Source organism: Luteibacter sp. 329MFSha, from assembly GCF_900111665.1.
Lineage (GTDB): Bacteria > Pseudomonadota > Gammaproteobacteria > Xanthomonadales > Rhodanobacteraceae > Luteibacter.
In genome coordinates, this window is the sequence record NZ_FOJE01000001.1 from 1,697,220 (window position 1) to 1,719,785 (window position 22,566).

Consider the following 22,566-nt stretch of genomic DNA (forward strand, 5'->3'; position numbering starts at 1 on the left):
TCGCTGCGACCCTTGACCATCCGGTGGGGCAAACCCCATCCTGCCCGGCTACGAACGGCCTCGATACCCCATGAATACTCGCTACAACGCCTCAGACATCGAAGTCCTCAGCGGTCTCGACCCCGTCAAGCGCCGTCCCGGCATGTACACGGACACCGCGCGGCCGAACCATCTCGCGCAGGAGGTCATCGACAACTCGGTCGACGAGGCGCTCGCCGGTCACGCGAAGACGATCGAGGTCACCGTGTTCAACGACGGCTCGGTCGAAGTCACCGACGACGGTCGCGGCATGCCGGTCGACATCCACCCGGAAGAGAAGGTGCCGGGCGTCGAGCTGATCCTCACGCGCCTGCACGCGGGCGGCAAGTTCTCGAACAAGAACTACGCGTTCTCGGGCGGCCTGCACGGCGTCGGCGTCTCGGTGGTCAACGCGCTGTCGACGCGCGTCGACGTCACGATCCGTCGCGACGCGCAGGAATACCGCATGAGCTTCGCCAACGGCGACCGCGCCAGCGAGCTCGAGGTCATCGGCAGCGTGCCCAAGAAGAAGACCGGCACGACGCTGCGCTTCTGGCCCGATCCGAAATACTTCGACACGCCGAAGATCCTCGTCTCGCGCCTGAAGCACCTGCTCCGCGCCAAGGCCGTGCTCTGCGCGGGCCTGACGGTGCGCCTGCTCGACGAGTCCACCGGCGAGACGACCGAGTGGTATTTCGAGGACGGCCTGCCCGATTACCTGCGCGGCGAACTGCAGGGCGCCGAAGCGCTGCCCGCCGATCTCTTCGTCAAGCACTTCGCGCGCGAAACCGACGCGGTGGACGTCGCGCTGGCCTGGCTGCCCGAGGGCGAGCTGGTGCAGGAGAGCTACGTCAACCTCATCCCGACGGCCCAGGGCGGCACGCACGTGAATGGGCTGCGCTCCGGCCTGACCAACGCCATCCGTGAATTCTGCGACCTGCGCAACCTGCTGCCGCGCGGCGTGAAGCTGGCGCCGGAAGACGTCTGGGAGCGTCTCGCGTTCGTGCTGAGCATCAAGCTGCAGGACGCCCAGTTCGCCGGGCAGACGAAGGAACGCCTGTCCTCGCGCAACGCCGCCGGCATCGTCGAGGGCGTGGTGCACGACGCGTTCAGCCTCTGGCTCAACCAGCACGTCGACCTCGGCGAGAAGATCGCCCAGCTGGCGATTGAGCGCGCGAGCGCGCGCCTGAAGGCGGCCAAGCAGGTCGTGCGCAAGAAGATCACCCAGGGACCCGCCCTGCCCGGCAAGCTCGCCGATTGCGCGGCGACCGACCTCACGCGCACCGAGCTCTTCCTCGTCGAAGGCGATTCCGCGGGCGGTTCCGCGAAGCAGGCCCGCGACAAGGATTTCCAGGCGATCCTCCCCTTGCGCGGCAAGATCCTCAACACCTGGGAAGTCGAGTCCGGCGCGGTGCTCGCCTCGCAGGAAGTGCACGACCTCGCGGTGGCGATCGGTTGCGATCCCGGCAAGGACGACCTCACCGGTCTGCGTTACGGCAAGGTGGTGATCCTCGCCGACGCCGACTCGGACGGCCTGCACATCGCCACGCTGCTCTCCGCGCTGTTCCTCCGCCACTTCCCCGCGCTGGTCCGCGAGGGCCACGTGTTCGTCGCCATGCCGCCGCTGTTCCGCGTCGACGTGGGCAAGCAGGTGTTCTACTGCCTGGACGAGGAAGAAAAGCGCCTGATGCTGGAGAAAGTCGAGCGCGAAAAGATGAAGGGCGCCGTCTCGGTCACGCGCTTCAAGGGCCTCGGCGAGATGAACCCGGCTCAGTTGCGCGAGTCGACCATCCATCCGGACACACGCCGCCTCGTGCAGCTCACGGTCGATCCGGACGACGGCACGCAGAAACTCATGGACATGCTGCTGGCGAAGAAGCGCGCCGGCGATCGCAAGCAGTGGCTCGAAGACAAGGGCGACCTGGCGACCCTCGAGGTCTGACGGTACGCCTCTGTCCCGGCAGAGACCCCTCCCCTGAGTGTCCGGCGACCGCCAGCGCCGGGAGACGCTAAGATCGGCGAGGGACGCCGCGAGCAAGGGGATGCGACCATGGATCTGCGCAACCTTCGGATTGCTGTTTTCGGGCTACTTGTCGGCGTCGCGATACTGCCGACGGGCGCGTTCGCGGACTGCATCGACGACGCCGCACGGTACCAGCGCGTCGACCCGCTGGTGCTCCGGGCCATCGCCTATCACGAATCCCGCATGCGCCCGGCCACGCTCAACCGCAATCTCAATGGAAGCGTCGACGTCGGCGTGATGGGCATCAATTCGGTGCACTTCGGCGAGCTTGCGGGCTACGGCATACGGCCGACCCACCTCCGCGACGGCTGTACCAACGCCTACATTGGCGCCTATTACCTGCGCCGGAAGATCGACAAATACGGCAACACCTGGCGCGCGGTGGCCGCCTATCATTCGGAAACGCCGGCTCTCGGGGCGGCCTATGCCAACGCTATCCGCTCGGTGCTCGCCCGCTGGGGCGTGCTCGACCCCACGCTACGCGCGCCTGTCAGCCGATAGCCTCGGCAACGCAGGCGCGACAGAGCGCCCAAGCCTCAGCATCCTGCTCGAGCGCCTGCACTACCTGGCTCAGGACAAACTGAAAGTCGGCACCCTGGGCGTTCTCGCCGAACTCCTCCAGCATCAGTCCCTCGACGAGGCGACCGACCAGCACCTTCTCATCCGACACCCCGGCATCGTGGAGACGCCGGGCCCTGGCCAACGGGGACACCGAACCGCCACGCGGCTCGCCGGCCGACGCCGCCGGCGTCTTTACGGTAGGCGCCGCCGCGGACGCCCCTCGGTCCGCCTTGACCCGAAGACGCAAGTCATCGAGCAGTCGCGAAGTGCGCGTGATGTCCGTCATGCGAATGTCGTCATGGCTGGAGGGGGCGTGGACAGGGAGAGTGCGGTAAGTATAGAGCGCACGCTGGCGCAGATGACCTGCCCCCAGCTGCCGTACCCATGATTACTGCCAAAGTCCGGGGCTGAAGGTTACTGCGTTGTTGTCCTGTTGTGCGCGGTGATGGGCAGCAAATTGCGACGGAGGGATGCGGCCACAGCTGCTATGGGGCCGAATCTCGTTGTAATCTCGACGCCAGTCCGCGATCACGTCACGTGCGTGGGGCAGTGACGTGAACCAGTGCTCGTTGACACATTCGTCGCGGAACTTGCCGTTGAAGCTATCGATATAGCCGTTCTGCGTGGGGCAGCCCGGTTCGATCAGGATGTGCTCGATGCCATGCTGCTGCGTCCAGGCGATGAAAGCGCGGCTGGTGAATTCGGGCCCTTTGTCGGTGCGTACGGCGCGCGGATAGCCACGAAAGCAGGCTGCCTGATCGAGAAGCCGTAGGACGTAGGCACCGCTGATACGTGATCCACCGCGATGTCGACGCTCTCGCGAGTGAAGTCATCGACCACGGTCAGACATTTGATCCAGCTCCCGTTGGCCAGGGCATCGAAGACGAAGTCCATGCTCCAGGTGTCGTTCGGACGACACGACGCCTGCAGCTTCTGGCGCTCGCCGACCGGGCGCTTGGCCTTGCGGCGACGGCGCACGGACAGTTGGGCCTCCTGATACGCGGCCTTCGGCGACAAGCTCTAGAGCAGTCTTGCCACCGAACGCTGCAATCGGTTCCTGCAGCCAGGCAACCGCGTTATCGCTATCGCCCGATATCGCCTCGGCTGCCCGCAGGACACGTTTCACAGCCAGATCAGGGGTAGTGGCCACACAACGCTCCATCGGCAAACCGAAGGTAATCATAAAGAGAAACGCCCGCACAAGGCGGGCGTCCTGGTAGTTCGCTAGGCGTTATCGCCTTTACGTTCCTCGTACTCTTTGAACCGATTTGGAAACACAATTTCCTCAAAATCCTGCAGCAAGTGCGCCCCTTTCTTCCTCTCACCCTGCTGGTAGGCCAACAGGGCATCCTTGAGAAGCTGCTGCAGTTTCTCCAACTGAGCAGGATCTTTGATCTTCTTCTCGACCAAAGGAAACCCTTCTTGGAGGATATCGAACGCGATCAGAAGATTTTTCTTTTGATCGCTGCCGAATGCCCCAACCGCCGGGAATCGATCTGGGGCCGACAGGAGAGTGAATCCAATTCGATCACTCAAGTCTGAAAGCTTATTGATCCTCTGTGCCATAAATAATCCTCACGCTCAGACCTCAACGCGGCACCAAAACGCTGTAAGAGCCACCAAGCTCGGTTGGCCCCACGATAGTAATAGTGCTCCCGATGTCACGTGCCCGTCGTTGGCCATCGACTCAACCAACGTAACCGGACTCGAAGGATTGGATGTAGCCCAGCAGGTCATCGGTGCGGCCTTCGGCGACAAGCTCTAAAGGAGTCTTGCCGCCGAACGTCGCAATCGGTTCCTGCAGCCAGGCAACCGCTTTATCGCGATCGCCCGATATTGCTTCTACAGCAGCGACGACGCGGCTCTTGCCGTCGGCCATTTCGACATCGGTCATCGTGATCACGGCCCTGGTCGACAAAGGGTTCAGCCGCGCTCCACGCGGATAAGGTCCTCATACCCACCAAACACAGGCACCGGCGCGTAATTTGCGCTCACATCTGCAGATGACGAGGCCGTTTCGAGACGGTGCGGATTGAAAAGCTCTCTCCTAATCCGAACCTGGCCATCGCGACTAAAGATGTAGGACGAGCCACTAACCACCGTATCAGTATCGCCCTCAAATTCTCGATGAGTGCCCATGGTCAAAAATAACACCCCCGGCTCGACTTCTTGAAAGTCGTACGACAAGGATTCGCGAAGGAACTCGTCGAGAAAGCCAACACCCACGGCCTTTTGCGTGATCTCGAGAAAACAAAAGGGGCGCTCTATCGAGTCCACAAGCGCAACGTAAGCCTGCCCACTTTCGTGAGCAGCCTTCGCATCCGCTTCCGACCAAAGCTCAGTCGGGCGCTTCTTGGCACGGAACCAAGATTTGCAATAGAAAACCTGCCTACTCATCAGTACACCCTGCCATTAATGTCACGAATCAAAACGCCCTGCCGGTTAGCAGCATCCAATACCGGCTGAGGAATTGGGCGAGCTTGCACCGGTACCTCTAGGTAATACTGACCGCGCAACAACTGTCCGGATAGATCACCACTCGACGGAACATCAGCTATGACGCCGTTGACCGGGTACTTCGCTGAAATCTCGTTGATATAACGAACAGCGGTGTTCTCTTGCACATCCGACAGCTGAGTGAATTTGCGCGATACGATCTCACCCGCAGCCGGATCATACGAGTCCAGCCGATAGTAACCCAAGCCATCCGCCTTATTGACGTAAACCTCGTTATACGGGTAGGCCGATGCGCGTTCCGTGTTGAAATCATTTCCGGCATCAAGGCGCTGCAGCCACTGGGGTCGACTACTTACACGAACATCAGCGCCTGCAGTCAAAGCATCTGCTGTGTTTGGAACGATACCCGATGTAGGCTCTAGAGTTAACCGACGTGTATCACTGACCTCATCAAGGATCCGCACCTCTCTCGCTACAGCCCCCAACTCACCGGCCTTCGTCGCGCCGGCCCCCAGGGTCACAAGCGCCGAACCTGCCGCTATCAACTGGTCTTCCGTTGACATTTCGCGCCAGTGATCCCATGCGACCGATGCCGTCGTTCGAGGATCGGTCGTGACGAGCACCCCCATACCTTGAAGGAACTGGTTTCTTACCCCGCCGTTAGTGAAGATTCGTCCGCCCGCCACGGCTCCACCGACAACCGCCGAGGTGAGCGAATTGACTGCATAGACGCCCGAGTTGAACGCTGCCTCGACTGCAGAGCTAGAGTTTCCGATGTTCTCCCGCGATTGTTCGCGAAGACCTTCGAACCATTTGGTCCCACCAACCAGAAGTCGATCGATTGCGGTGCCTTGCTCCGGGGGCGGCTCGGTAAGCGCCAGGTTGGTCATCAGCGCGCGTTGCTCGTCGGGCGCCCGGAACGTATAGGTGAAATTCAGCCCGGTAGCCTGACCGCCGTTCCGATCAGCCGCATAGGAATCAACGTAGTTGAAATACCGTGCCGCATAGCTCGCGAACGGCCTTTCCCCGGCCGTCGAGAGTTCGATCTCGGACTCACTGACCCCGCCCGATAGGTCAAGCGGCGGAACGATGTCGCCCGCCACAGGCAGCTGCGAGGTTCCTGTACCCGAGAACCGGAACGCTTCGGCGTCCATCTCATCGAGCATATCGCGGCGCGCTTGCGGGTCCACGCGACTGAAGTCCGACCGACTTCTGAGGGTGCTAGCGATCGTATTGCCAATCGTGTTACCCGCCGCATTGGTCGCGATGTTCTGCCAGTTCTGCGAGAAATTCCCGTAGACGGCCGCGCTCGACGCACCCGAGGCGAAGGAGGTCGCCGCACGTTGCGCGGCGATGCTGCACCTGCTGGAGGGCGATCCCGTCTCAGCCCGTCGGCGCCTCGAAACGGCGCGCAGCCGTGAATCCGGCGCCGCCGTCCGCGATCACATCGAAAAACTGCTGAGCAACCTTGGCGAGCCAGAGAACACGTCGGCAGCGCCCGACGCAAGCATGACCCATTTCCTGCTGTCCGATTACCTGTCAGGCCAGACTCGACACTGAAGGAAAACATGTCTCATTTGTTACCCTCGGCGACAAGTCCAGGCAAAGCGCTCATGGCTCGTCATCTTGCTCGGGTTTCATCATGGCCCACCCGTGCGTGGTATATCGCTGCCAGTTGCACCTTCCATCAATGGCGCTCGTTGGCGATCCGCCATGGGCGTAGGCGTCAGGCGTCATTCCGGCACGAAGAAAGAAACCGGCCGAAGCCGATTTCTCTTGTTGCACGGCGACGCGCGGTGCGGGCCGCTGACGCCTGTTCCTTTCACGACGCCATCAATAGACGCGTCGTCTTTCCATTCACTCGGCGATGGCCTGATCGGCCTCGATGAATTCGAATGTCGCTCTCTCGCCGACGGCAGGCGCCGGCATCCAGCGGATGAGCGGGACCCACCGCCCGACCGTCTCGCGGAAGTCGACCTGGTCTTTCTGCGCACTGTCGAGACCGCTGCCGAGCGAATCGACGTAATAGAAGAAGGCTTCGACGGGCATGGCGTCACCGATGTCGTCGTACGGAGCCACGATCACCTCGTCGATGCCCCCGTAGGCATAGATGCGCCGCACCCCGACCATCTGCATCCAGGCGTGGGCCGGCCGGTCCTCCATCAATGGACGCGCGACCGCGCGGAAGGCGCAACCGTAGGTCTGCACGGGGAAGCGCTCGACGAACTGTTCGGCGGTCATCACGCCCCACTCGTCGCACTGCGTGCGGCAACGGTCGACCGTCTCACCGCTGGTCACCGCGTTGATGTAATAGACGCAACGGGAAACGAGGGGCGCGTACCCCAGCGCAGCCGCGACCTGCGCCGGATGCACGATGAAACCGTTCACGGCATACGCGCCGGTGAAGTTCGCATCCTGGCGCAGCCACGAGAACGAGACGCCCGCCGGTCGGCCCGGAGCGAGCCACGAGTGCTCGCCGGGCTTCCATGCGGTCGCCCGCAGGAGCACGCCGGAGCATTCGACGGGCGCGGCCGTCGGCGAGCCACAGTCTTCTCGCAAGTCGTCGAAACGGCGTTGCAGTTCCGCGGCGACGGCCTGACCGTCTCGCGTCGACATGCTGGCGGCGTTCGTACGTGGAAAAGCCTCCGGCGAGGTCGCCGACGCGAGGACGTGGAGGGGAAAAAGCAAGGCTGCGGCGAGCGGCAGCAGCGAACGGGGATGCAGGTGGCGCATGAATCATTCCTCCCTGGAATGTGAGTCCGGCCTCATTGGCCGCGCGCATCCTAGCAGCGCGCCTCTCACTTCCCGCGAGGTGCCGCCGCAAGTTGGCACACTATCCAACGCCGGCGCGGCATGCGTCGACCGCACGAAAAAAAAACCGGCCGAAGCCGGTTTTTCTCGTGCAGGACAAACAGTGTCAGCGGCGGTCGCGAATCGCCTTGATGAGACCCTGCGTGGCGCCGTCGAACTGCGACAGGTCGCCGGGATCCTTGTCGTTCGCGAGGGACGGATAGATCTGCTTGGCGATCACCTTGCCGAGCTCCACGCCCCACTGGTCGAACGCGTTGATGCCCCACAGGTGACCGAGCATGAACACCTTGTGCTCGTAAAGGGCGATCAGCGCGCCGAGCGAATGCGGGGTCAGCGCGTCGAGCATGAAGACCGTGCTCGGACGATCGCCCTTGAACGTGCGCTGCGCGGCGAGCGCGCGACGCTCGGCTTCCGTGCCCGTCTTCGCTTCGGCGAGTGCTTCCTCGAACGTCTTGCCGAGCGAAAGCGCGGCGGCCTGCGCGAGCAGGTTCGAAAGCAGGACGTCCTGGTTCTCGCGTAGCGGATGCGCCGGCTTCACCACGCCGATGAACTCCAGCGGCACGGTGTCGGTGCCCTGGTGCAGCGCCTGGAAGTAGGCGTGCTGCGCGTTCGTGCCGATGCTGCCCCAGACCACGGGCACCGTCGACTGCGCGACTTCGCTGCCATCGTCCGGATGCACGTGCTTGCCGAGGCTTTCCATCTCCAGCTGCTGCAGGTACGACGGGAGGTCGGCGAGGTAATCGACGTACGGAACGACGGCGCGGCTGCTGCGCCCGAGGATGTTACGGTTCCAGAACTCCGCGATGGCCAGCAGCACCGGCACGTTGTCCTGCCACTCCGCCGTGCGGAAGTGATCGTCGGCCTCCGCGGCGCCGGCCAGCAGATCGCGGAAGCCCTGCATGCCGATGGAGAACGCGATCGAGGCGCCCACGGCGGACCAGAGCGAGAAACGGCCGCCGACGTAATCCCACATCGGCAGCACCTGCGAGGCGCCCCACTTGTTGACGGCCTCGACGTTCGAGCTCACGGCGATGAAGTGCTTCGAGGTCTTCGCCTCGTCGCCGCCGTTCGCCTTGAGGATCCAGTTGCGGAAGACGCCGCCGTTGAGGAGGGTCTCCTGCGTGTTGAAGCTCTTGGAAACGAGGATCACCAGCGTGCGCGTGGGATCGAGTTTCTTCATCAGGTCGTTGGCGGCCTGGCCGTCGACGTTGGTGAGGAAGTGGCTCGTGATGCCCTTGACGTGGAACTGCTCGAGCGCGTGCACCGCGAGACGCGGGCCGAGGTCCGATCCGCCGATGCCGATGTTGACGACATCGGTGACGCCGCCGATCAGGCCGACCGACTCGCCCTCTCCCTTGTGCACCGCGTTGACGAGCTGCTCGAGCTTGTCCAGGGCGTCGGCGACTTCCTTGCGGACATCGGCCGGCGCGGCGGGATGACGCGACGCACCACCACGCAGCGCGGTATGCAGCACGGCGCGATCTTCGGAGGTGTTGATGTGCTTGCCTTCGAACATCGCATCGCGGGCGGCCTTCCAGCCGGTGCCATCGACGTAGGCGCCGACGGCGTCCAGCGCCGCGATGTCGAGCTTCTGGCGCGTGATGTCGAGGAGGATGGGGCCGACGCGACGACGCAGGCGTTCACCGCGCGCTTCGTCCTGGACGAGGGCGCGAAGATGGGTCTTTGCGAGACGGGCGGCGTGCTCTGCGAACGAGGGCAACGGTGCGTGCTTTGATTCCATGGCTTCCACGTGGCTGCAACGGAGGGGAAGCGGCCATGGTACCGCAGTGCAGCGTAAGTGGATTGTATGGATGACGCCTTCGGACCGGCGGCGGGTGGCTTCTTGCCGCCCGCCGCGCGAAAGCAGGCGTTACGCCGCCTGCTTCGGGATCGAGTGGTTCGTGTGGGTGATGCGGTTGTTCGCATCGACGTACACGAGATCCGGCTGGTACTTCGCCATCTCGGCTTCCGAGAGGCCGACGAACGCGGCGATGATCACGAGGTCGCCCGTCGAGACGCGGCGGGCCGCGCTGCCGTTCACCGAGATGATGCCCGAGCCCTCGTCCGCACGCAGCGCGTACGTGACGAAGCGTTCGCCATTGTTGATGTTCCACGCGTGGATCTGTTCGTACTCGCGGATGCCCGCGGCGTCGAGCAGGTTGCCGTCGATGGCGATCGAACCTTCGTAGTTCAGCTCGGCGTGAGTCACCGTGGCCCGGTGGATCTTGCACTTGAGCATGTTGAGGTGCATGGCGGTCTCTGGGGTGTGCGGGTTGCAAAAACGCCCATTCTAACGGAGGCAGGCCCGTCCGTCGCGTGGGCTCCTTCCGTCGGTGCGCTTTATGGGGGACGGCGCGGGGAAACGCAAGTCCCCGTTCGTGAAGGGATTCAGTCGAACGGCAGGTTGTCGATCAACCGCGTCGAACCGAGTCGGGCCGCGACCAGGGCCACCAGGCCTTCGCGCTCGTCGCCGGCCGGTTCGCCCAGGTCGTCGGCGCGCCGGATCGCGACGTAGTCGGGCACGAATCCCGCCCGCTCCAGGCGCGCCCTGGCGGCCTGCTCGAGCGCCTGCCAGGCGTGCCCCTGGCGGAACAGCTCGCGCATCTGGGTCAGCGTGGCGTAGATCTGCGGCGCCCTCGCCCGCTCCTGCGGCGACAGGTACTGGTTGCGCGAACTCATGGCCAGGCCGTCCTCGTCGCGTAGGGTCGGCGCGGACATCACCTTCACCGAGAGCGAGAGGTCGGCGACCATCCGCTCGATCACCTTCAGCTGCTGGAAATCCTTCTGGCCGAACACGGCGATGTCCGGCTGGACCAGGCTGAAGAGCTTGGCGACGACCGTCGCCACGCCGTCGAAATGGCCGGGGCGATGGGCGCCTTCCAGCGTATCGGTGATCACCGGCACGTGGATGCTGACGCTGGCGGCCGGCCCGAACGGGTACATGGTGGCCACCTCGGGCGCGAAGAGGATGTCGCACCCGGCTTCGGCCAGCCCCGCCTGGTCCTGCGCGAGGGTGCGGGGGTAGCGCTCGAAATCCTCGCCCGGGCCGAACTGCGTCGGATTCACGAAGACGCTCGCGACGACGCGATCGGCACGCGCACGGGCGAGTTTCAGCAGCGAGTGGTGGCCCGCATGCAGGTTGCCCATGGTCGGCACGAAGCCGACGTTCTGGCCGGCGCTGCGCCAGCCGCGGATGGTGGCCCGGAGGGCCGCGGCGTCGGTGACGGTCTGCATCGTGCTGCCCTCAGGTGAAGCTGTGCTCGGCGGCGGGAAAACGCTTCTCGCGCACGTCGCCGACATAGGCGCCGATGGCGCCCTGGATGGAATCGCGTCCGGCGAGGAAGTCCTTGGAGAACTTCGGTCGCTTGCCCGGGGTCAGGCCCAGCAGGTCGTAGACCACCAGTACCTGACCGTCGCAGTCGACGCCGGCGCCGATACCGATGGTCGGGATCGAAAGCTCGGCGGTGATGCGCGCGGCGAGCGCCGAGGGCACGCATTCGAGCACGAGCAGGTCGGCGCCGGCGGCCTCGACGGCCTTCGCGTCGGCAAGCAGCTTTTCGGCCGCTTCCTGCGTCTTGCCCTGCACCTTGTAGCCGCCGAACTTGTTGACCGACTGCGGCGTCAGGCCCAGGTGCGCGCAGACCGGGATGTCGCGTTCGGCCAGCGCCGAGATCACCTCGCAGATCCGGCCCGCGCCCTCGATCTTGACCATGGCGGCACCGCCTTCGGCCACGAGCCGCGTCGCCGCGGCCAGGGCGGACGGGACGTCGCGGTCGCTCATGAAGGGCAGGTCCGCCACCAGCAGCGTCGCGGAGAGGCCGCGGGCCGCGGCGGCGGTGTGGTAGACCATGTCGCCGACCGTGACGGGCAACGTGCTCGAACGCCCCTGCACCACCATGCCGAGCGAATCGCCCACGAGGGCCACGTCGACCCCGGCGGCTTCCAGTTGCGCGGCGAAACTCGCGTCGTAGGCGGTGAGCATCACGATCTTCCGGCCGTCGGCTTTCATCGCCTTCAGGCCCGGCACGGTCACCGGCTTGCGCGCCGGCGCACTCGTATTTTCGACGTACACGCTCAAGTCGCCTTGTTGGGTGAAACCGGAATTGTCCCCCTGTCTGAGCGGTATCTCAAGGAATTCGCGGAGCCGGCAGAAGCCGGGCCACCCAGGCCGCCTCGTCCAGCCGCAGGTCGTCGTCGCAGGGCTCGATGTGGCAAAGCGCCTCCGCGGTGGCCGCGCGACGGGCGAAGCTGAGCCCCGCGAAGCGTTCGTACTCGTTGAGGCTGCGTCGCCGGCCCATCCAGTGGACCACCCGGGGGATGCCCTCCATACCCAGCGCCTGCCGGGCGTCGGCCAGTGCCCGCATGCCGAGCTTCGCTCCGTCGAGCGTCGTTTCGCCGCGCGCCAACGCCGCCGCCTGATCTTCCCAGACCTTCGGAGCCGTCGGCCGGCCGTAGTAGTGCCAGACGACGTGGCGGTGGGGGTGGAACAGATCGTACCCCTGGGTATAGGCGCGGACGGCGAGCGTGATCTCCTCGGTGTTGAAGTAGTGATCGGGATCGGCGGGGACGTCGCGGACGAAACTTCCGTCGGCGAACGCGAATCCGCCGCTGAAGAAGCGCGCGCGGATCGGTGCCGGTGGACCCGGCGGATACATGATGGTCGTGGATCGCGTCGCGACCACGCCGGGGCCGCCGAAGGCGACGAAATCGATCTGGTAACCCTCCTCGCATCGCCCGGGCACCGGCTGGCCGGGTTCGTAAGCCGGCGGGTGTGCCACGAGCACCGGCCGGAGACTGCGCTCGCGCAGCGCCTCCAGCTGCGCGATGAGTTCGGCGTCCCAATCCGGCGCGAACCGATGATGGGAATCGAGCTGCAGCGTATAAGCTTCGTCGCGGAACGCCTGCTGCGCGATCGCGCGGGCCCAGCCGCACCCACGCGACTCGCCCATGGCGTAGTCGAAGACCCTCACCGATGCGCCGCGCAGGGCGAGGCGATGACGCAGGCGTCCACCCAGCACGCCGGTGTCGACCCTGAAGCCGGCGTGGGAGAACAGCTCCGCCCCCTCCCCCTCGTCATGCTGCCAGCACACGCCCACGCGAAGGCGTCGTGGCGCCTGCGCCTTCTCGATCAGGTCGACCAGCGTCGGGACGAGTTCGGGATCCCGATACGCGGGAATCTGCACGAAGATCGTGTCGTAGCGCTCCCCGTCCATGGGTGTCCATCGATCGCCGTCCTGGCGTCGGAGACGATGCTACGCCGCGCTGTCCGGCTTAAGGAAGCACCGTGCAATCGCGGGTATCGAGCGTTTCCAGCAACAGGGACACAGTCCGCTGTCCGTCCACGACAAAGTCCGCATCGAGATCGGCCAGCGGAAGCAGCACGAAGGCGCGTTCGGCCATGCGCGGATGTGGCACGGTGAGCCGTTCGTCGTGGATCCGGGCGTCTCCATAAACGAGCAGGTCGAGGTCGAGCGTGCGCGGCCCCCAGCGCTCGCCGTCGCGCACCCTGCCGAACGCGCGCTCCGTGGCGAGGAGCACGTCGAGCAGGTCGTGAGGCGGCAGCGAGGTGTCGACCGCGATGGCGGCATTGACGAAATCCGGCTGCGGCACTGGACCCCACGGTGGTGTCCGGTAGAACCGCGAGCGCGCCAGCACTGTGATGTCCGGGTGCTCGTCCAGCCGCGCGATGGCTGCTTCAAGGATGTCCCGGGTATCGCCGAGATTGCCACCCAGCCCGATGAACGCGCGAACGCTCACGCGCCGCCCGAGTCGCCCTTGCCGCGTCCGGCCGGCTTGCGCCGCCGGCGGCGCTTGCGGGCCGGAGGGCCGCCGGCCGCGGGCGCCGCTTCGTGGGGCGGGACGCCACCGCCGCCCAGGGCGGCGGCGAGCATCTCGGGCGGGAGCTGTTGGGCGTGCGCCCACCACTCGCCGAGTTCGCGCATGCGCGCCGATTCGTGCGCGCGCAGGAGCAGGAAATCGAAAGCCGCACGGAAACGCGGGTGCGACATGAGGCGGAAGACACGCTTGCGATGGATCTGCTCGAAGCGTGGCTGCAGCGCCCAGATCTCTTCCATCGTGAAGGTGAAACGACGCGGGATGGCGACGCGCTGGCACTGCTCGCCGACGACGTGCACCGCGGCGCGCTGCCATGCCTCGTTCGCGTCGTAACCCTGCGCGATCCAGCCATGCGCCTGATCGCGCACTTCGCCCCACAGCAGCACGGCATACAGGAAGGCCGGGGTGACGGACTTGCCCTCGGCGATCCGCGCGTCGGTGTTGGCCAGACCCTGCTCGACCAGCGCGCGCAGCGCGTGATCGCCACGCTCGAGGGCGCGGGCCGTTGCCGGGAAAAGGAACCTGAGCAGCCCGCAGGCCTCGAGCATCTTGAAGCTCTTCAGGCCGTGACCGGCAAGGAACAGCTTGAGCGACTCGTCGAACAGGCGCGCAGGCGCCGCCTCACCCAACAAGTGGCCCAGCGTGGCGAACGGGGCGGCGGTCTCCGGGTCGATGGTGAAGCCGAGCTTCGCCGCGAGACGCGCCGCGCGGAGCATGCGGACCGGATCTTCGCGATAACGCGTTTCCGGGTCGCCGATCAGGCGCATCGTGCGGTCTTCGAGATCCTGCATGCCGCCGACGTAGTCGCGCACGCTGAAGTCGGCGATGTCGTAATACAGCGCGTTGACGCGGAAATCGCGGCGTACCGCGTCTTCCTCGATCGTGCCCCAGATGTTGTCGCGGACGATCCGGCCCTCGACGATGTGGCGGTCGCCCTCGCCGTTGTCTTCCCCCGTGCCGCGGAAGGTGGCGACCTCGATGATCTCGGGCCCGAACACGACGTGGGCGAGACGGAAACGCCGGCCGATCAGGCGGCAGTTGCGGAACAGCCCTTTCACTTCGTCCGGCGTGGCGTTGGTCGCCACGTCGAAGTCCTTCGGATGCCCGCCCAGCAGCAGGTCGCGCACCGCGCCGCCGACGAGGTACGCGGCGAAACCGGCGTCGTGCAGGCGATACAGCACGCGCAGGGCGGCCTTGCTGATGTTCTTGCGGGAAATGGAGTGCTGATCGCGCGGGATGATACGCACTGCCGGCGAGAGCTCACTCCTGGTTTCGGGATTCAAGCGGTCGGGATCCTGGCGAGCGCTCCGGCGCTCGTTCAAGTGGCTGCCCCCACCGGACGGCCGGTGTCGGGATGAATGGGCCAAATGTAACGAATTCGACCCAATTCGACGAGCGGCGCGCAAAACCGTTGCCGAGCGTCCGAATTTGGATATACTAGCGCGCTCCGTACATCCAGTACGACCCGCTCCCTTCGTCTAGTGGTCCAGGACACCGCCCTCTCAAGGCGGGAACACGAGTTCGAACCTCGTAGGGAGCGCCATCTTTCCCCCGGCGCCGAACCGTTCGCATGACCTTTGTCGTCACCGACAACTGCATCAAGTGCAAATACACGGACTGCGTCGAGGTCTGCCCGGTGGACGCCTTCCACGAGGGCCCCAACTTCCTCGTGATCAATCCGGACGAGTGCATCGACTGCACCCTCTGCGAACCGGAATGCCCCATCAACGCGATCTACCCCGAGGACGACGTCCCCGCGGGCCAGGAGTCGTTCGTGGCGCTTAACGCCGAACTCTCGAAGGAGTGGCCGGTGATCACCGAGCGCAAGGACGGCTTGCCGGATTCCAAGGAATGGGAAAACAAGCCGGGCAAGATCGACCTGCTCCAGCGCTGATGCTCCTCACGGGGTGATGTTCGCCCGCTCTCCCGTTCGTATCCTGGCCGCTTATGAGCACCCTACACCGTAGGGGCTATTGGGTCATGAGGGCTCCTGCGCGAAGCTGCGCGCAGTCACCGGGGTTTGAATCCGCTCCCCCGGGACGGAGGTCGGTGGGTGGCAGCGTCTGAACCGCCAGCCGCCGACCCGCACCCGCAAGGAAGTTCGTCCGCCAGGAGGCCACGATGAATTCGCCCACTTACCGGATCGCTCGCATATTTCTGTTCGGGCTCTGCATCGCGTCCGCGGGATGCGCCGTGAACCCGCGACGGACGCCGTCGGAGGAGGTGCGCGCCGCGCACACGGCTGAGGGAGAGGCCACCGCGGCGGCGATGCAGGCACGTTTCGATGCCGTGCTGGACAGCGATCCACTGAACGCCAGTTGTGACGGACCGCGAACGCCGGTCTTCCTGTGCAGCGGCATCCTGCTGCGAGGCACGGGGAAATTCAGCGAGGCCTACCATGCCTGGAATCCCAACCCGAACAGCACCAAACCGGGTGGCGTTTCATTCTCGTTCCTTCGTCGGGACGCGTCGTACATAAAGCTTGCGTACGGCTACAACCATGGGTTCACGGTGTGGCCGGTCTTCCACCTGCCCCAGGGCAAGTTCGAGATGGAAGTGCTGTGCTACTTCCCCATGGACGGCGCCACGGACCTGCGCTCGGATGCCGGCTGCGGACCGCACCGCGACCATCCGACCGAAAGCGTGCCTTGCCAGCAGAAGGATCCGCCGATCCTGACCGGTGCGGCGTGGCTCGCCGACTACAACGACGCGCCCGCCGGGACGAGCAAGCGCGATCAGTCGTGCGGATTCACGATGGTGAGCGGCACCTCGAATTCGGCGGCCCTGTTCAAGGAGGCGATGCACGTCCAGCACCTCTACCGCGGGGCGTTCTTCGAAAGTCAGGACGAGGCCATCATCGCCACGTGGGAGACCGGACTGGAAAAGACCATACCGCTGGAGTCCTTCATCTTCCTCGCCGGGACGGATGGGCATCTGGACTCGAAAGGCGACCAGAACGACTTCTATGTCACCAGCAAAGGCATCTGGCGACCCATCATCCGCGTCACCCTTCCGCGGGAGCCGAACGGCGAAGCCCATTTCGAGTACTACGAATCGGATCAGGCGATCCCGTGATCCGGCCAGGGCGGCGCGCCGGAAACGCGCCGAGGGCACGGATGCCCGATCGGACGAGACGACACTCAGGGAGGAGTCATGTCACGGAAGCGCTTTCGCTCGCTGTGGTCGGCGACGCCGCTACTGCTCGCCATCCTCGTCACCGCCCTTGCCACGTCGGGCTGCCTGCCCCGGCACGCGGCCGAGCGAATTCACCCCGGCTGGGTGCGAGCCAACGGCGACGAGCCGGTCAGCCAGGACGATGCCTATGGCGAGAAAATCGCCACCGATCTCCAGGAGCGTTACGACGACTCGCAGATCGACTGTGGCGGGCCGAGCCGCCCCGTGGTCCTTTGCTCGGGAATACTGTTCCGGGCCACGGTGTACAGCCCGGACTATCACGCCTGGAATCCGAACCCCAACAACCCGAAGGGCACGGTGTCTTTCTCATGGCTGCGACACGATGCGCAGTTCCATAGCCTCTTTCTCGCCCGCTACACCCACGGTTTCGTTCTGATCCCGTTGTTCTACGCGGACCGCGCGGCGCGTCTCGATCCGTACCACAAGATGGAGGTCGTATGCGTCTACCCGATCGATGCGCAGACGGATCGCCGCGACCGGAACGGCTGCGGCGCGCATGTCAGTTATCCAGACACCAGCGCACCCTGCTTCGAGATAGGGATCGATTCCGCTGCCGACTACGTGGAGCACTATCGGGCGGAGCCGCCCTACGCGTATTCGTGCAGCATCCCTGTCGCGATCGGCGACGCGAACACCTCGGCGAACTTCACGATGTTCATCGACACCATCCGCGGCCTTGGCGACACGTCGTTCAACCAGTGGAACGAGTTGCTCATCCGCCAGTGGCCGCAGGACATCCACACGACGATCCCGCTGGAGGCCTTCTTCTACCAGTCCGGAACATCGGGACGCGACAGCGCCCGCCTCGATCAGGCCGATTTCCGCGAGGCGTCCGGCAAGTGGCTGCCGATCATTCGCTTCGACATGCCCGAATCGATCGACGCGCGCGCGACTTTTCACTACGAGCCATCGGACCAGAACCCCGACCTTCCATGACCCCTGACGCGAAAACGCCGCCCGAAGGCGGCGTTTTCGTCGCGCGACGAACGACGCGGCGCTTACTTGCTACCCAAGCGCGACTTCAGCGCGTCGATCACGCGACGCACGCCATCGGCATCGCCCTGTGCGCGCACTTCGCTGCCCGTGCCGCTGGCGTTGATCGTGAGCACGACCGCATGCGTGCCGCCCTGCGTCGCCGAGGAACCGTTGCCGGCATCCTGCGGCGCATTCTTGCCGCCGCCGAACATGCGACGGAACAGGCCCGGACGGCCTTCCGGCTTGCCGCGGTTCACGGCCAGCTGATAGGTGTGCGTCGCGTCGTCATGGGCGGTGACCTTGCCCAGGTCGCCGACGCTCAGCAGTTCGCCGATGCGGCGGTAGGCGGCATCGGCGTCGTCGGCGAGCACGAAGCCGTCCGAGACGGGCGCGGCCGCCGGAGCGGTCGACGCGCCACCGGCCGCGCCGGAACCGACATCGGGGATGACGAGCGCGGCGCTGGTCGACGGGGTATCGAGGCCCGGCGGGATCTCCAGCGGAGCTTCCTGCTGTGCCCTTTCCCAATCCTTCTTGGAGCGGAACGCGCCGCAACCGGAAACGACCAGGACGGAGAGGAGCAGTGCCGGGACGACCAGCGCGTACGAGGTTTTCTTCATGAACTTTCGGTTCCGTTGGGAAGATTGTTTCAGGCAGCGGAGGCCAATGGTGCCAGAGCCGCGAGGGTTTCGCGCAGCGTCGCCAGCGCCGGGCCGGATTCCAGCTCGACCAGCGGCAGCCGCGGCGCGGCCGAACCCAGCCCCAGAGCGGCCAGGCCGGCCTTGACCGGGATGGGGTTCGGGGCGCAGTTCAGGGCCTCGATCAACGGCGCGAGACGGGCGACCTCGATCGCCGTGCGCTGCGCGTCGCCCGAACGGGCGGCATCGCACATCGCGCGGAACGGACCGGGCACCAGGTTCGACACGACGGAGATCGTCCCCGCGGCGCCCGCCAGCATGGCCTCGTGGGCCGAGCCGTCGTCGCCGCTGAGGTAGACGAAATCGGCACGGATAAGTTCCGCGAGGGCCGCGATGCGGCCGGCGTCGCCACGCGCTTCCTTGATGCCGATGATGCCCGGATGGTCGCGCAGCACCGCCACCGTTTCCGGCGCGATGTCGCAGCCGGTGCGCGGGGGCACGTTGTAGAGGATGACGGGGAGGCCGCCCTCGTCGGCCACGGCGACGAAGTGCCGGCGCATGCCTTCCTGCGTCGGACGCACGTAGAACGGCGCCACGACCAGCGCGGCGTCCGCGCCCAGCGCCTTCGCGCGGCGCGTCGCGGCGATCGTCTTCGCGGTGCCCGCCTCGCCCGTGCCGGCGATGACCGGTATGCGGCCGCTCACATGCTTCACGGCGAAGGCGAGCAGGCGGTCGTATTCGTCGTGCTCCAGGAAATGCGATTCGCCCGTCGAACCCGCGACGACCACCGCCTGCGTGCCGCCGGCCAGCTGCTGGTCGAGCAGGCGCCCGAAGGCGTCCAGGTCGAGGGACCCGTCGGCGGCGAACGGCGTCGCCAGCGCGGTGATGCTTCCTGAGATATCCAAGGTGGAACCCGTTGTGAAATCAGCCCTTCGCATGTTACCGGGGCGTTTCCGGGGAGTCCATTCGGCAGGATTCGCCGCCTCCGGGCGTCGGCGTCTTGCCTGTCCGCGATACGGGCAAGTAAGCTGCCCCCGAAGCGTTGGTTCCGCGCCCCGCGGGACGCGCCATGGGTAGTACGCCTTGAATCGTTCCGCAGCACGCAACGCCGCCACCGATAACCAGCTCCTCATATCGACGCTGTCGCCGGCGCACCGCGCGCCCATCCTCGCGCTGGCCAAGCGGATCGCCGATTCGGGCTGCAACCTGGCCGACGCGCGCGTCTCCACGATCGGCAACGACACGTCCGTGATGCTGCTCGCCGCGGGCGCCTGGGACGCCGTGGCGAAGCTGGAAACCTCGCTGGGCAAGCTCGCCCGCGACGAGGAATTGCAGATCGTCCACTACCGGACCACGCCGCGCGAGCCGACGGCGCACCTGCTGCCCTACCTCGTCGAGGTGATCGCGGCCGACCGGCCGGGCATCCTCGTGAAGATCATCGAGTTCTTCTCGCGCCGCGACATCAGCGTGGAGCAGCTCTCGTCGATGCGTTACCAGGCGATGCAGACCGGCGCCGAGATGTTCCAGGCGCAGATCACCATCGGCATCCCCGCGGAAACGCACATCGCCGCCCTGCGCGACGATTTCCTCGAACTGTGCGATGGCCTGAACCTCGACGCCATCATGGATCCCGTCAAGTTCTGAACACCCCGGCAAGGAGGAGCGGACGCAACGCATGACCGGCAAGGGCAAGAAGGTTCCGAATCTGAAAGGCGCGCTCGGCGACGGCGGCACGCTGTCGCTGTCGTCACTGAAAGGCAGATGGGTCGTCGTGTTCTTCTATCCCAAGGACAACACGCCCGGCTGCACCAACGAGGCGAAGGACTTCCGCGATCTGTACGCGGCGTTCCAGGCCCGCGGCGCCGAGGTGATCGGCGTCTCCCGCGACTCCGTGCGCTCGCACGCGAACTTCGCCACGAAGCACGAACTCCCCTTCCCGCTCGTCTCGGATGCCGACGAGGCGTGGTGCGAGGCGTTCGACGTCATCCACGAAAAAGTGCTCTACGGCAAGCGCTACATGGGCGTCGTACGCAGCACCTTCCTGATCGATCCCGACGGCAGGCTCGCCGCGGAGTGGCGGGGCATCAAGATCCCCGGCCACGCGCAGGCGGTGCTAGAGAGTGTTCCCACCGCGTGACGGATACCGCGTCCCGCGGCTCCCTCCCCCGGCCGTCGCCGTGCGGCCGGGTTTTGCAACCTCACCATGAGGTCACTTCCGCATGACCGGAAGCAAACGCATCTACGCCCTCGACACCAACGTGCTGCTGCACGACCCGACGTCGCTGTTCCGTTTCGAGGAGCATGACGTCTTCATACCGATGACGGTGCTGGAGGAACTGGACGAGAAGAAGAAAGGCGGCTCGGAAGTCTCGCGCAACGGCCGACAGGTCAGCCGCTTCCTCAACGAACTGATCGAGCGCGGCGGCGGCCAGGGCATCCGCGACGGCCTCGAACTGGTCAACCCGCAAGGCATCAAGCTCAAGCGCGGCGCGGTCGGGCGCCTGTTCTTCCAGCAGCGCACGAGCCACGGCAACGGCAAGGCCGACAACCAGATCCTCGCTTCCGTCATCGACCTTCGCGACCAGTTCCCCGACCGCCCGGTCATCCTGGTCACCAAGGACATCAACCTTCGCATCAAGGCGTCGATCTACGGCATCACCGCCGAGGATTACGAGAACGATCGCGCGCTCGACGATTTCGCCCTGCTCTTCACCGGCTCCGATGCGCTCCCCGAGGATTTCTGGAACAGGCATCCCGAAGTGCGCTCGTGGAACGAGCGCGGTCGCACGTTCTACGAACTCGACGTGCACGACGACGAGCAGTGGTATCCGAACCAGTGCCTGTACATGCCGGGCGAGAACGACGTCGAATTGCGGGTGCTGGAGATCCGTGGCGACGAGGACGCGCGCAAGGCGAAGCTCGTGCTGCTCGACGACCACAGCCACGCGGCACACGGCGTCTGGGGCATCGCGGCGCGCAACCGCGAGCAGAACTTCGCGCTGAACCTGCTGATGGATCCCGACGTGGACTTCGTCACCCTGCTCGGCACCGCGGGCACCGGCAAGACGCTCCTCGCGCTCGCGGCCGGTCTCGCCCAGGTGATGGACCAGCAGCGCTACCGCGAGATCATCATGACGCGCGCCACCGTGTCCGTCGGCGAGGACATCGGCTTCCTCCCCGGCACGGAGGAAGAAAAGATGACGCCCTGGATGGGCGCGCTGACCGACAACCTGGAAGTGCTCGCCAATCCGGAAGAAGGCGGCTCGTGGGGAAGGCAGGCGACGAACGACCTGCTCGCGTCGCGCGTGAAGATCCGCTCGCTGAACTTCATGCGCGGCCGCACGTTCCTCAGCCGCTACCTCATCATCGACGAGGCGCAGAACCTCACGCCGAAGCAGATGAAGACGCTGATCACGCGCGCCGGCCCGGGAACGAAGATCGTCTGTCTCGGCAACGTGGAGCAGATCGATACGCCCTACCTGACGGAAACCACCTCCGGCCTCACCTACGCGGTCGATCGCTTCAAGCTGTGGGCCCACTCGGGGCACATCACGCTGAAGCGCGGCGAGCGGTCCAGGCTGGCGGATTTCGCGTCCGAAGCGTTGTAAAAGGAAAGCCACGGCGCGGGCATGAAGCCCGCGCCGCACTGCATGGAGGCAGCAAGACGTGGAACGGCATCCTTGTGTGTACGTACTGGCGAGCGGATACCGCGGAACCCTGTATGTCGGCGTCACCAGCCGGCTCGTCCAACGCATCTGGCAGCATCGACACGCCGACGTCGACGGGTTCACCCGTCGCTACGGGGTGACCCGGCTCGTCTGGTTCGAGCCGCACGTGACGATGGAATCGGCCATCCGCCGCGAAAAGGCATTGAAGCGTTGGCGGCGCGCATGGAAGCTGGAACTGATCGAAGCGGAAAATCCCGCGTGGGCCGATCTGTACGAAAGCCTCTTGTGAGAAAGCCCGCCTGCCATGAACCGGGGACGTGGGTACCGCCGCACGCCGGTACGACGGTGAAGTGTCGTCATACCGGCGAACGCCGGTATCCACGGCGAC

25 protein-coding genes, 1 tRNA gene and 1 pseudogene are annotated in these 22,566 nt (G+C 65.4%); 11 read left to right on the forward strand and 16 right to left on the reverse strand.

Features of this window, described 5'->3' with window-relative positions; all coding sequences use genetic code 11:
- Positions 1-70: 70 nt before the first annotated feature.
- Positions 71-1,960, forward strand: a complete 1,890-nt coding sequence (gene parE, locus BMW54_RS07580) for a DNA topoisomerase IV subunit B (protein ID WP_090054303.1) — start codon at positions 71-73, stop codon at positions 1,958-1,960.
- Positions 1,961-2,068: 108 nt separating this feature from the next.
- Positions 2,069-2,542, forward strand: a complete 474-nt coding sequence (locus BMW54_RS07585) for a lytic transglycosylase domain-containing protein (protein ID WP_090054305.1) — start codon at positions 2,069-2,071, stop codon at positions 2,540-2,542.
- Here the strand turns inward: BMW54_RS07585 and BMW54_RS07590 are convergent.
- The 6 genes and pseudogenes from BMW54_RS07590 to BMW54_RS18915 form a co-directional block, all read right to left on the reverse strand.
- A complete protein-coding gene (locus BMW54_RS07590) occupies positions 2,532-2,888 on the reverse strand; it encodes a hypothetical protein (RefSeq protein WP_090054308.1) in 357 nt (118 codons plus the stop codon). The genes BMW54_RS07585 and BMW54_RS07590 overlap by 11 nt on opposite strands.
- A 102-nt stretch (positions 2,889-2,990) precedes the next feature.
- Positions 2,991-3,601, reverse strand: a pseudogene (locus BMW54_RS07595) (IS3 family transposase); the annotation flags it as partial.
- Positions 3,602-3,826: 225 nt separating this feature from the next.
- Positions 3,827-4,168 carry a hypothetical protein gene (locus BMW54_RS07605; protein WP_090054313.1) on the reverse strand — a complete coding sequence of 114 codons (342 nt, stop codon included), beginning with the start codon at positions 4,166-4,168 and terminating at the stop codon, positions 3,827-3,829.
- 121 nt (positions 4,169-4,289) lie between these two features.
- Positions 4,290-4,496, reverse strand: coding sequence for an MbcA/ParS/Xre antitoxin family protein (locus BMW54_RS07610; protein ID WP_175472803.1), 207 nt, complete (start codon positions 4,494-4,496; stop codon positions 4,290-4,292).
- Positions 4,497-4,525: 29 nt separating this feature from the next.
- Positions 4,526-4,999: a hypothetical protein gene (locus BMW54_RS07615; RefSeq protein ID WP_090054316.1), complete on the reverse strand. Its 474-nt coding sequence runs from the start codon at positions 4,997-4,999 to the stop codon at positions 4,526-4,528.
- On the reverse strand, positions 4,999-6,249 hold the full coding sequence (locus BMW54_RS18915) for a hypothetical protein (protein ID WP_139206065.1): 1,251 nt from the start codon (positions 6,247-6,249) through the stop codon (positions 4,999-5,001). Before BMW54_RS18915 ends, BMW54_RS07615 begins: the two co-directional genes overlap by 1 nt.
- Before the next feature lie 163 nt (positions 6,250-6,412).
- Between BMW54_RS18915 and BMW54_RS07620 the strand changes: the two genes are divergently transcribed.
- Positions 6,413-6,619 carry a hypothetical protein gene (locus BMW54_RS07620; RefSeq protein WP_090054318.1) on the forward strand — a complete coding sequence of 69 codons (207 nt, stop codon included), beginning with the start codon at positions 6,413-6,415 and terminating at the stop codon, positions 6,617-6,619.
- Between the two features lie 297 nt (positions 6,620-6,916).
- On the opposite strand, the gene BMW54_RS07625 is transcribed toward BMW54_RS07620, so the two are convergent.
- From BMW54_RS07625 to pcnB, 8 genes are all read right to left on the reverse strand, one after another.
- Positions 6,917-7,792 (reverse strand): hypothetical protein, encoded by an 876-nt coding sequence (locus tag BMW54_RS07625; RefSeq protein WP_090054320.1) that lies wholly within the window; start codon positions 7,790-7,792, stop codon positions 6,917-6,919.
- Positions 7,793-7,976: 184 nt separating this feature from the next.
- Complete coding sequence (pgi, locus tag BMW54_RS07630; RefSeq protein WP_090054322.1) at positions 7,977-9,611, reverse strand: glucose-6-phosphate isomerase; 1,635 nt, start codon at positions 9,609-9,611, stop codon at positions 7,977-7,979.
- A gap of 129 nt (positions 9,612-9,740) precedes the next feature.
- Positions 9,741-10,121 carry an aspartate 1-decarboxylase gene (gene panD / locus BMW54_RS07635; protein WP_090054324.1) on the reverse strand — a complete coding sequence of 127 codons (381 nt, stop codon included), beginning with the start codon at positions 10,119-10,121 and terminating at the stop codon, positions 9,741-9,743.
- A gap of 137 nt (positions 10,122-10,258) precedes the next feature.
- Positions 10,259-11,104 carry a pantoate--beta-alanine ligase gene (panC, locus tag BMW54_RS07640; protein ID WP_090054326.1) on the reverse strand — a complete coding sequence of 282 codons (846 nt, stop codon included), beginning with the start codon at positions 11,102-11,104 and terminating at the stop codon, positions 10,259-10,261.
- Between the two features lie 10 nt (positions 11,105-11,114).
- The gene (gene panB / locus BMW54_RS07645) at positions 11,115-11,942 is read right to left on the reverse strand and encodes a 3-methyl-2-oxobutanoate hydroxymethyltransferase (RefSeq protein WP_090054328.1); all 828 of its coding nucleotides are present in this window, start codon (positions 11,940-11,942) and stop codon (positions 11,115-11,117) included.
- A gap of 55 nt (positions 11,943-11,997) precedes the next feature.
- Entirely contained in the window at positions 11,998-13,083 is a 1,086-nt protein-coding gene (locus BMW54_RS07650) for a GlcNAc-transferase family protein (RefSeq protein WP_090054331.1), read from the reverse strand.
- A gap of 58 nt (positions 13,084-13,141) precedes the next feature.
- A complete protein-coding gene (folK, locus tag BMW54_RS07655) occupies positions 13,142-13,627 on the reverse strand; it encodes a 2-amino-4-hydroxy-6-hydroxymethyldihydropteridine diphosphokinase (RefSeq protein WP_090054333.1) in 486 nt (161 codons plus the stop codon).
- Positions 13,624-14,988 carry a polynucleotide adenylyltransferase PcnB gene (gene pcnB / locus BMW54_RS07660; protein ID WP_090054335.1) on the reverse strand — a complete coding sequence of 455 codons (1,365 nt, stop codon included), beginning with the start codon at positions 14,986-14,988 and terminating at the stop codon, positions 13,624-13,626. The genes folK and pcnB overlap by 4 nt, the downstream gene beginning before the upstream one ends.
- A gap of 184 nt (positions 14,989-15,172) precedes the next feature.
- Between pcnB and BMW54_RS07665 the strand changes: the two genes are divergently transcribed.
- From BMW54_RS07665 to BMW54_RS07680, 4 genes are all read left to right on the forward strand, one after another.
- Positions 15,173-15,248: transfer RNA gene (locus BMW54_RS07665), tRNA-Glu, on the forward strand.
- 27 nt (positions 15,249-15,275) lie between these two features.
- Complete coding sequence (fdxA, locus tag BMW54_RS07670) at positions 15,276-15,599, forward strand: ferredoxin FdxA (RefSeq protein WP_090054336.1); 324 nt, start codon at positions 15,276-15,278, stop codon at positions 15,597-15,599.
- Between the two features lie 227 nt (positions 15,600-15,826).
- Complete coding sequence (locus BMW54_RS07675; RefSeq protein WP_090054338.1) at positions 15,827-16,780, forward strand: hypothetical protein; 954 nt, start codon at positions 15,827-15,829, stop codon at positions 16,778-16,780.
- Positions 16,781-16,858: 78 nt separating this feature from the next.
- A complete protein-coding gene (locus BMW54_RS07680) occupies positions 16,859-17,836 on the forward strand; it encodes a hypothetical protein (RefSeq protein WP_090054339.1) in 978 nt (325 codons plus the stop codon).
- A gap of 62 nt (positions 17,837-17,898) precedes the next feature.
- On the opposite strand, the gene BMW54_RS07685 is transcribed toward BMW54_RS07680, so the two are convergent.
- Complete coding sequence (locus BMW54_RS07685) at positions 17,899-18,492, reverse strand: hypothetical protein (RefSeq protein WP_090054341.1); 594 nt, start codon at positions 18,490-18,492, stop codon at positions 17,899-17,901.
- 29 nt (positions 18,493-18,521) lie between these two features.
- On the reverse strand, positions 18,522-19,415 hold the full coding sequence (gene dapA, locus BMW54_RS07690; RefSeq protein WP_090054343.1) for a 4-hydroxy-tetrahydrodipicolinate synthase: 894 nt from the start codon (positions 19,413-19,415) through the stop codon (positions 18,522-18,524).
- A 178-nt stretch (positions 19,416-19,593) separates the two neighbouring features.
- Between dapA and BMW54_RS07695 the strand changes: the two genes are divergently transcribed.
- The 4 genes from BMW54_RS07695 to BMW54_RS07710 all read left to right on the forward strand — a co-directional run bounded on the left by BMW54_RS07695 (position 19,594) and on the right by BMW54_RS07710 (position 22,467).
- Positions 19,594-20,154, forward strand: coding sequence for a glycine cleavage system transcriptional repressor (locus tag BMW54_RS07695; RefSeq protein ID WP_090054345.1), 561 nt, complete (start codon positions 19,594-19,596; stop codon positions 20,152-20,154).
- 31 nt (positions 20,155-20,185) lie between these two features.
- The gene (locus BMW54_RS07700) at positions 20,186-20,647 is read left to right on the forward strand and encodes a peroxiredoxin (RefSeq protein WP_090054347.1); all 462 of its coding nucleotides are present in this window, start codon (positions 20,186-20,188) and stop codon (positions 20,645-20,647) included.
- A gap of 82 nt (positions 20,648-20,729) precedes the next feature.
- Positions 20,730-22,118, forward strand: coding sequence for a PhoH family protein (locus tag BMW54_RS07705; RefSeq protein WP_090054349.1), 1,389 nt, complete (start codon positions 20,730-20,732; stop codon positions 22,116-22,118).
- Between the two features lie 58 nt (positions 22,119-22,176).
- A complete protein-coding gene (locus BMW54_RS07710; RefSeq protein WP_090054351.1) occupies positions 22,177-22,467 on the forward strand; it encodes a GIY-YIG nuclease family protein in 291 nt (96 codons plus the stop codon).
- Positions 22,468-22,566: the final 99 nt, after the last annotated feature.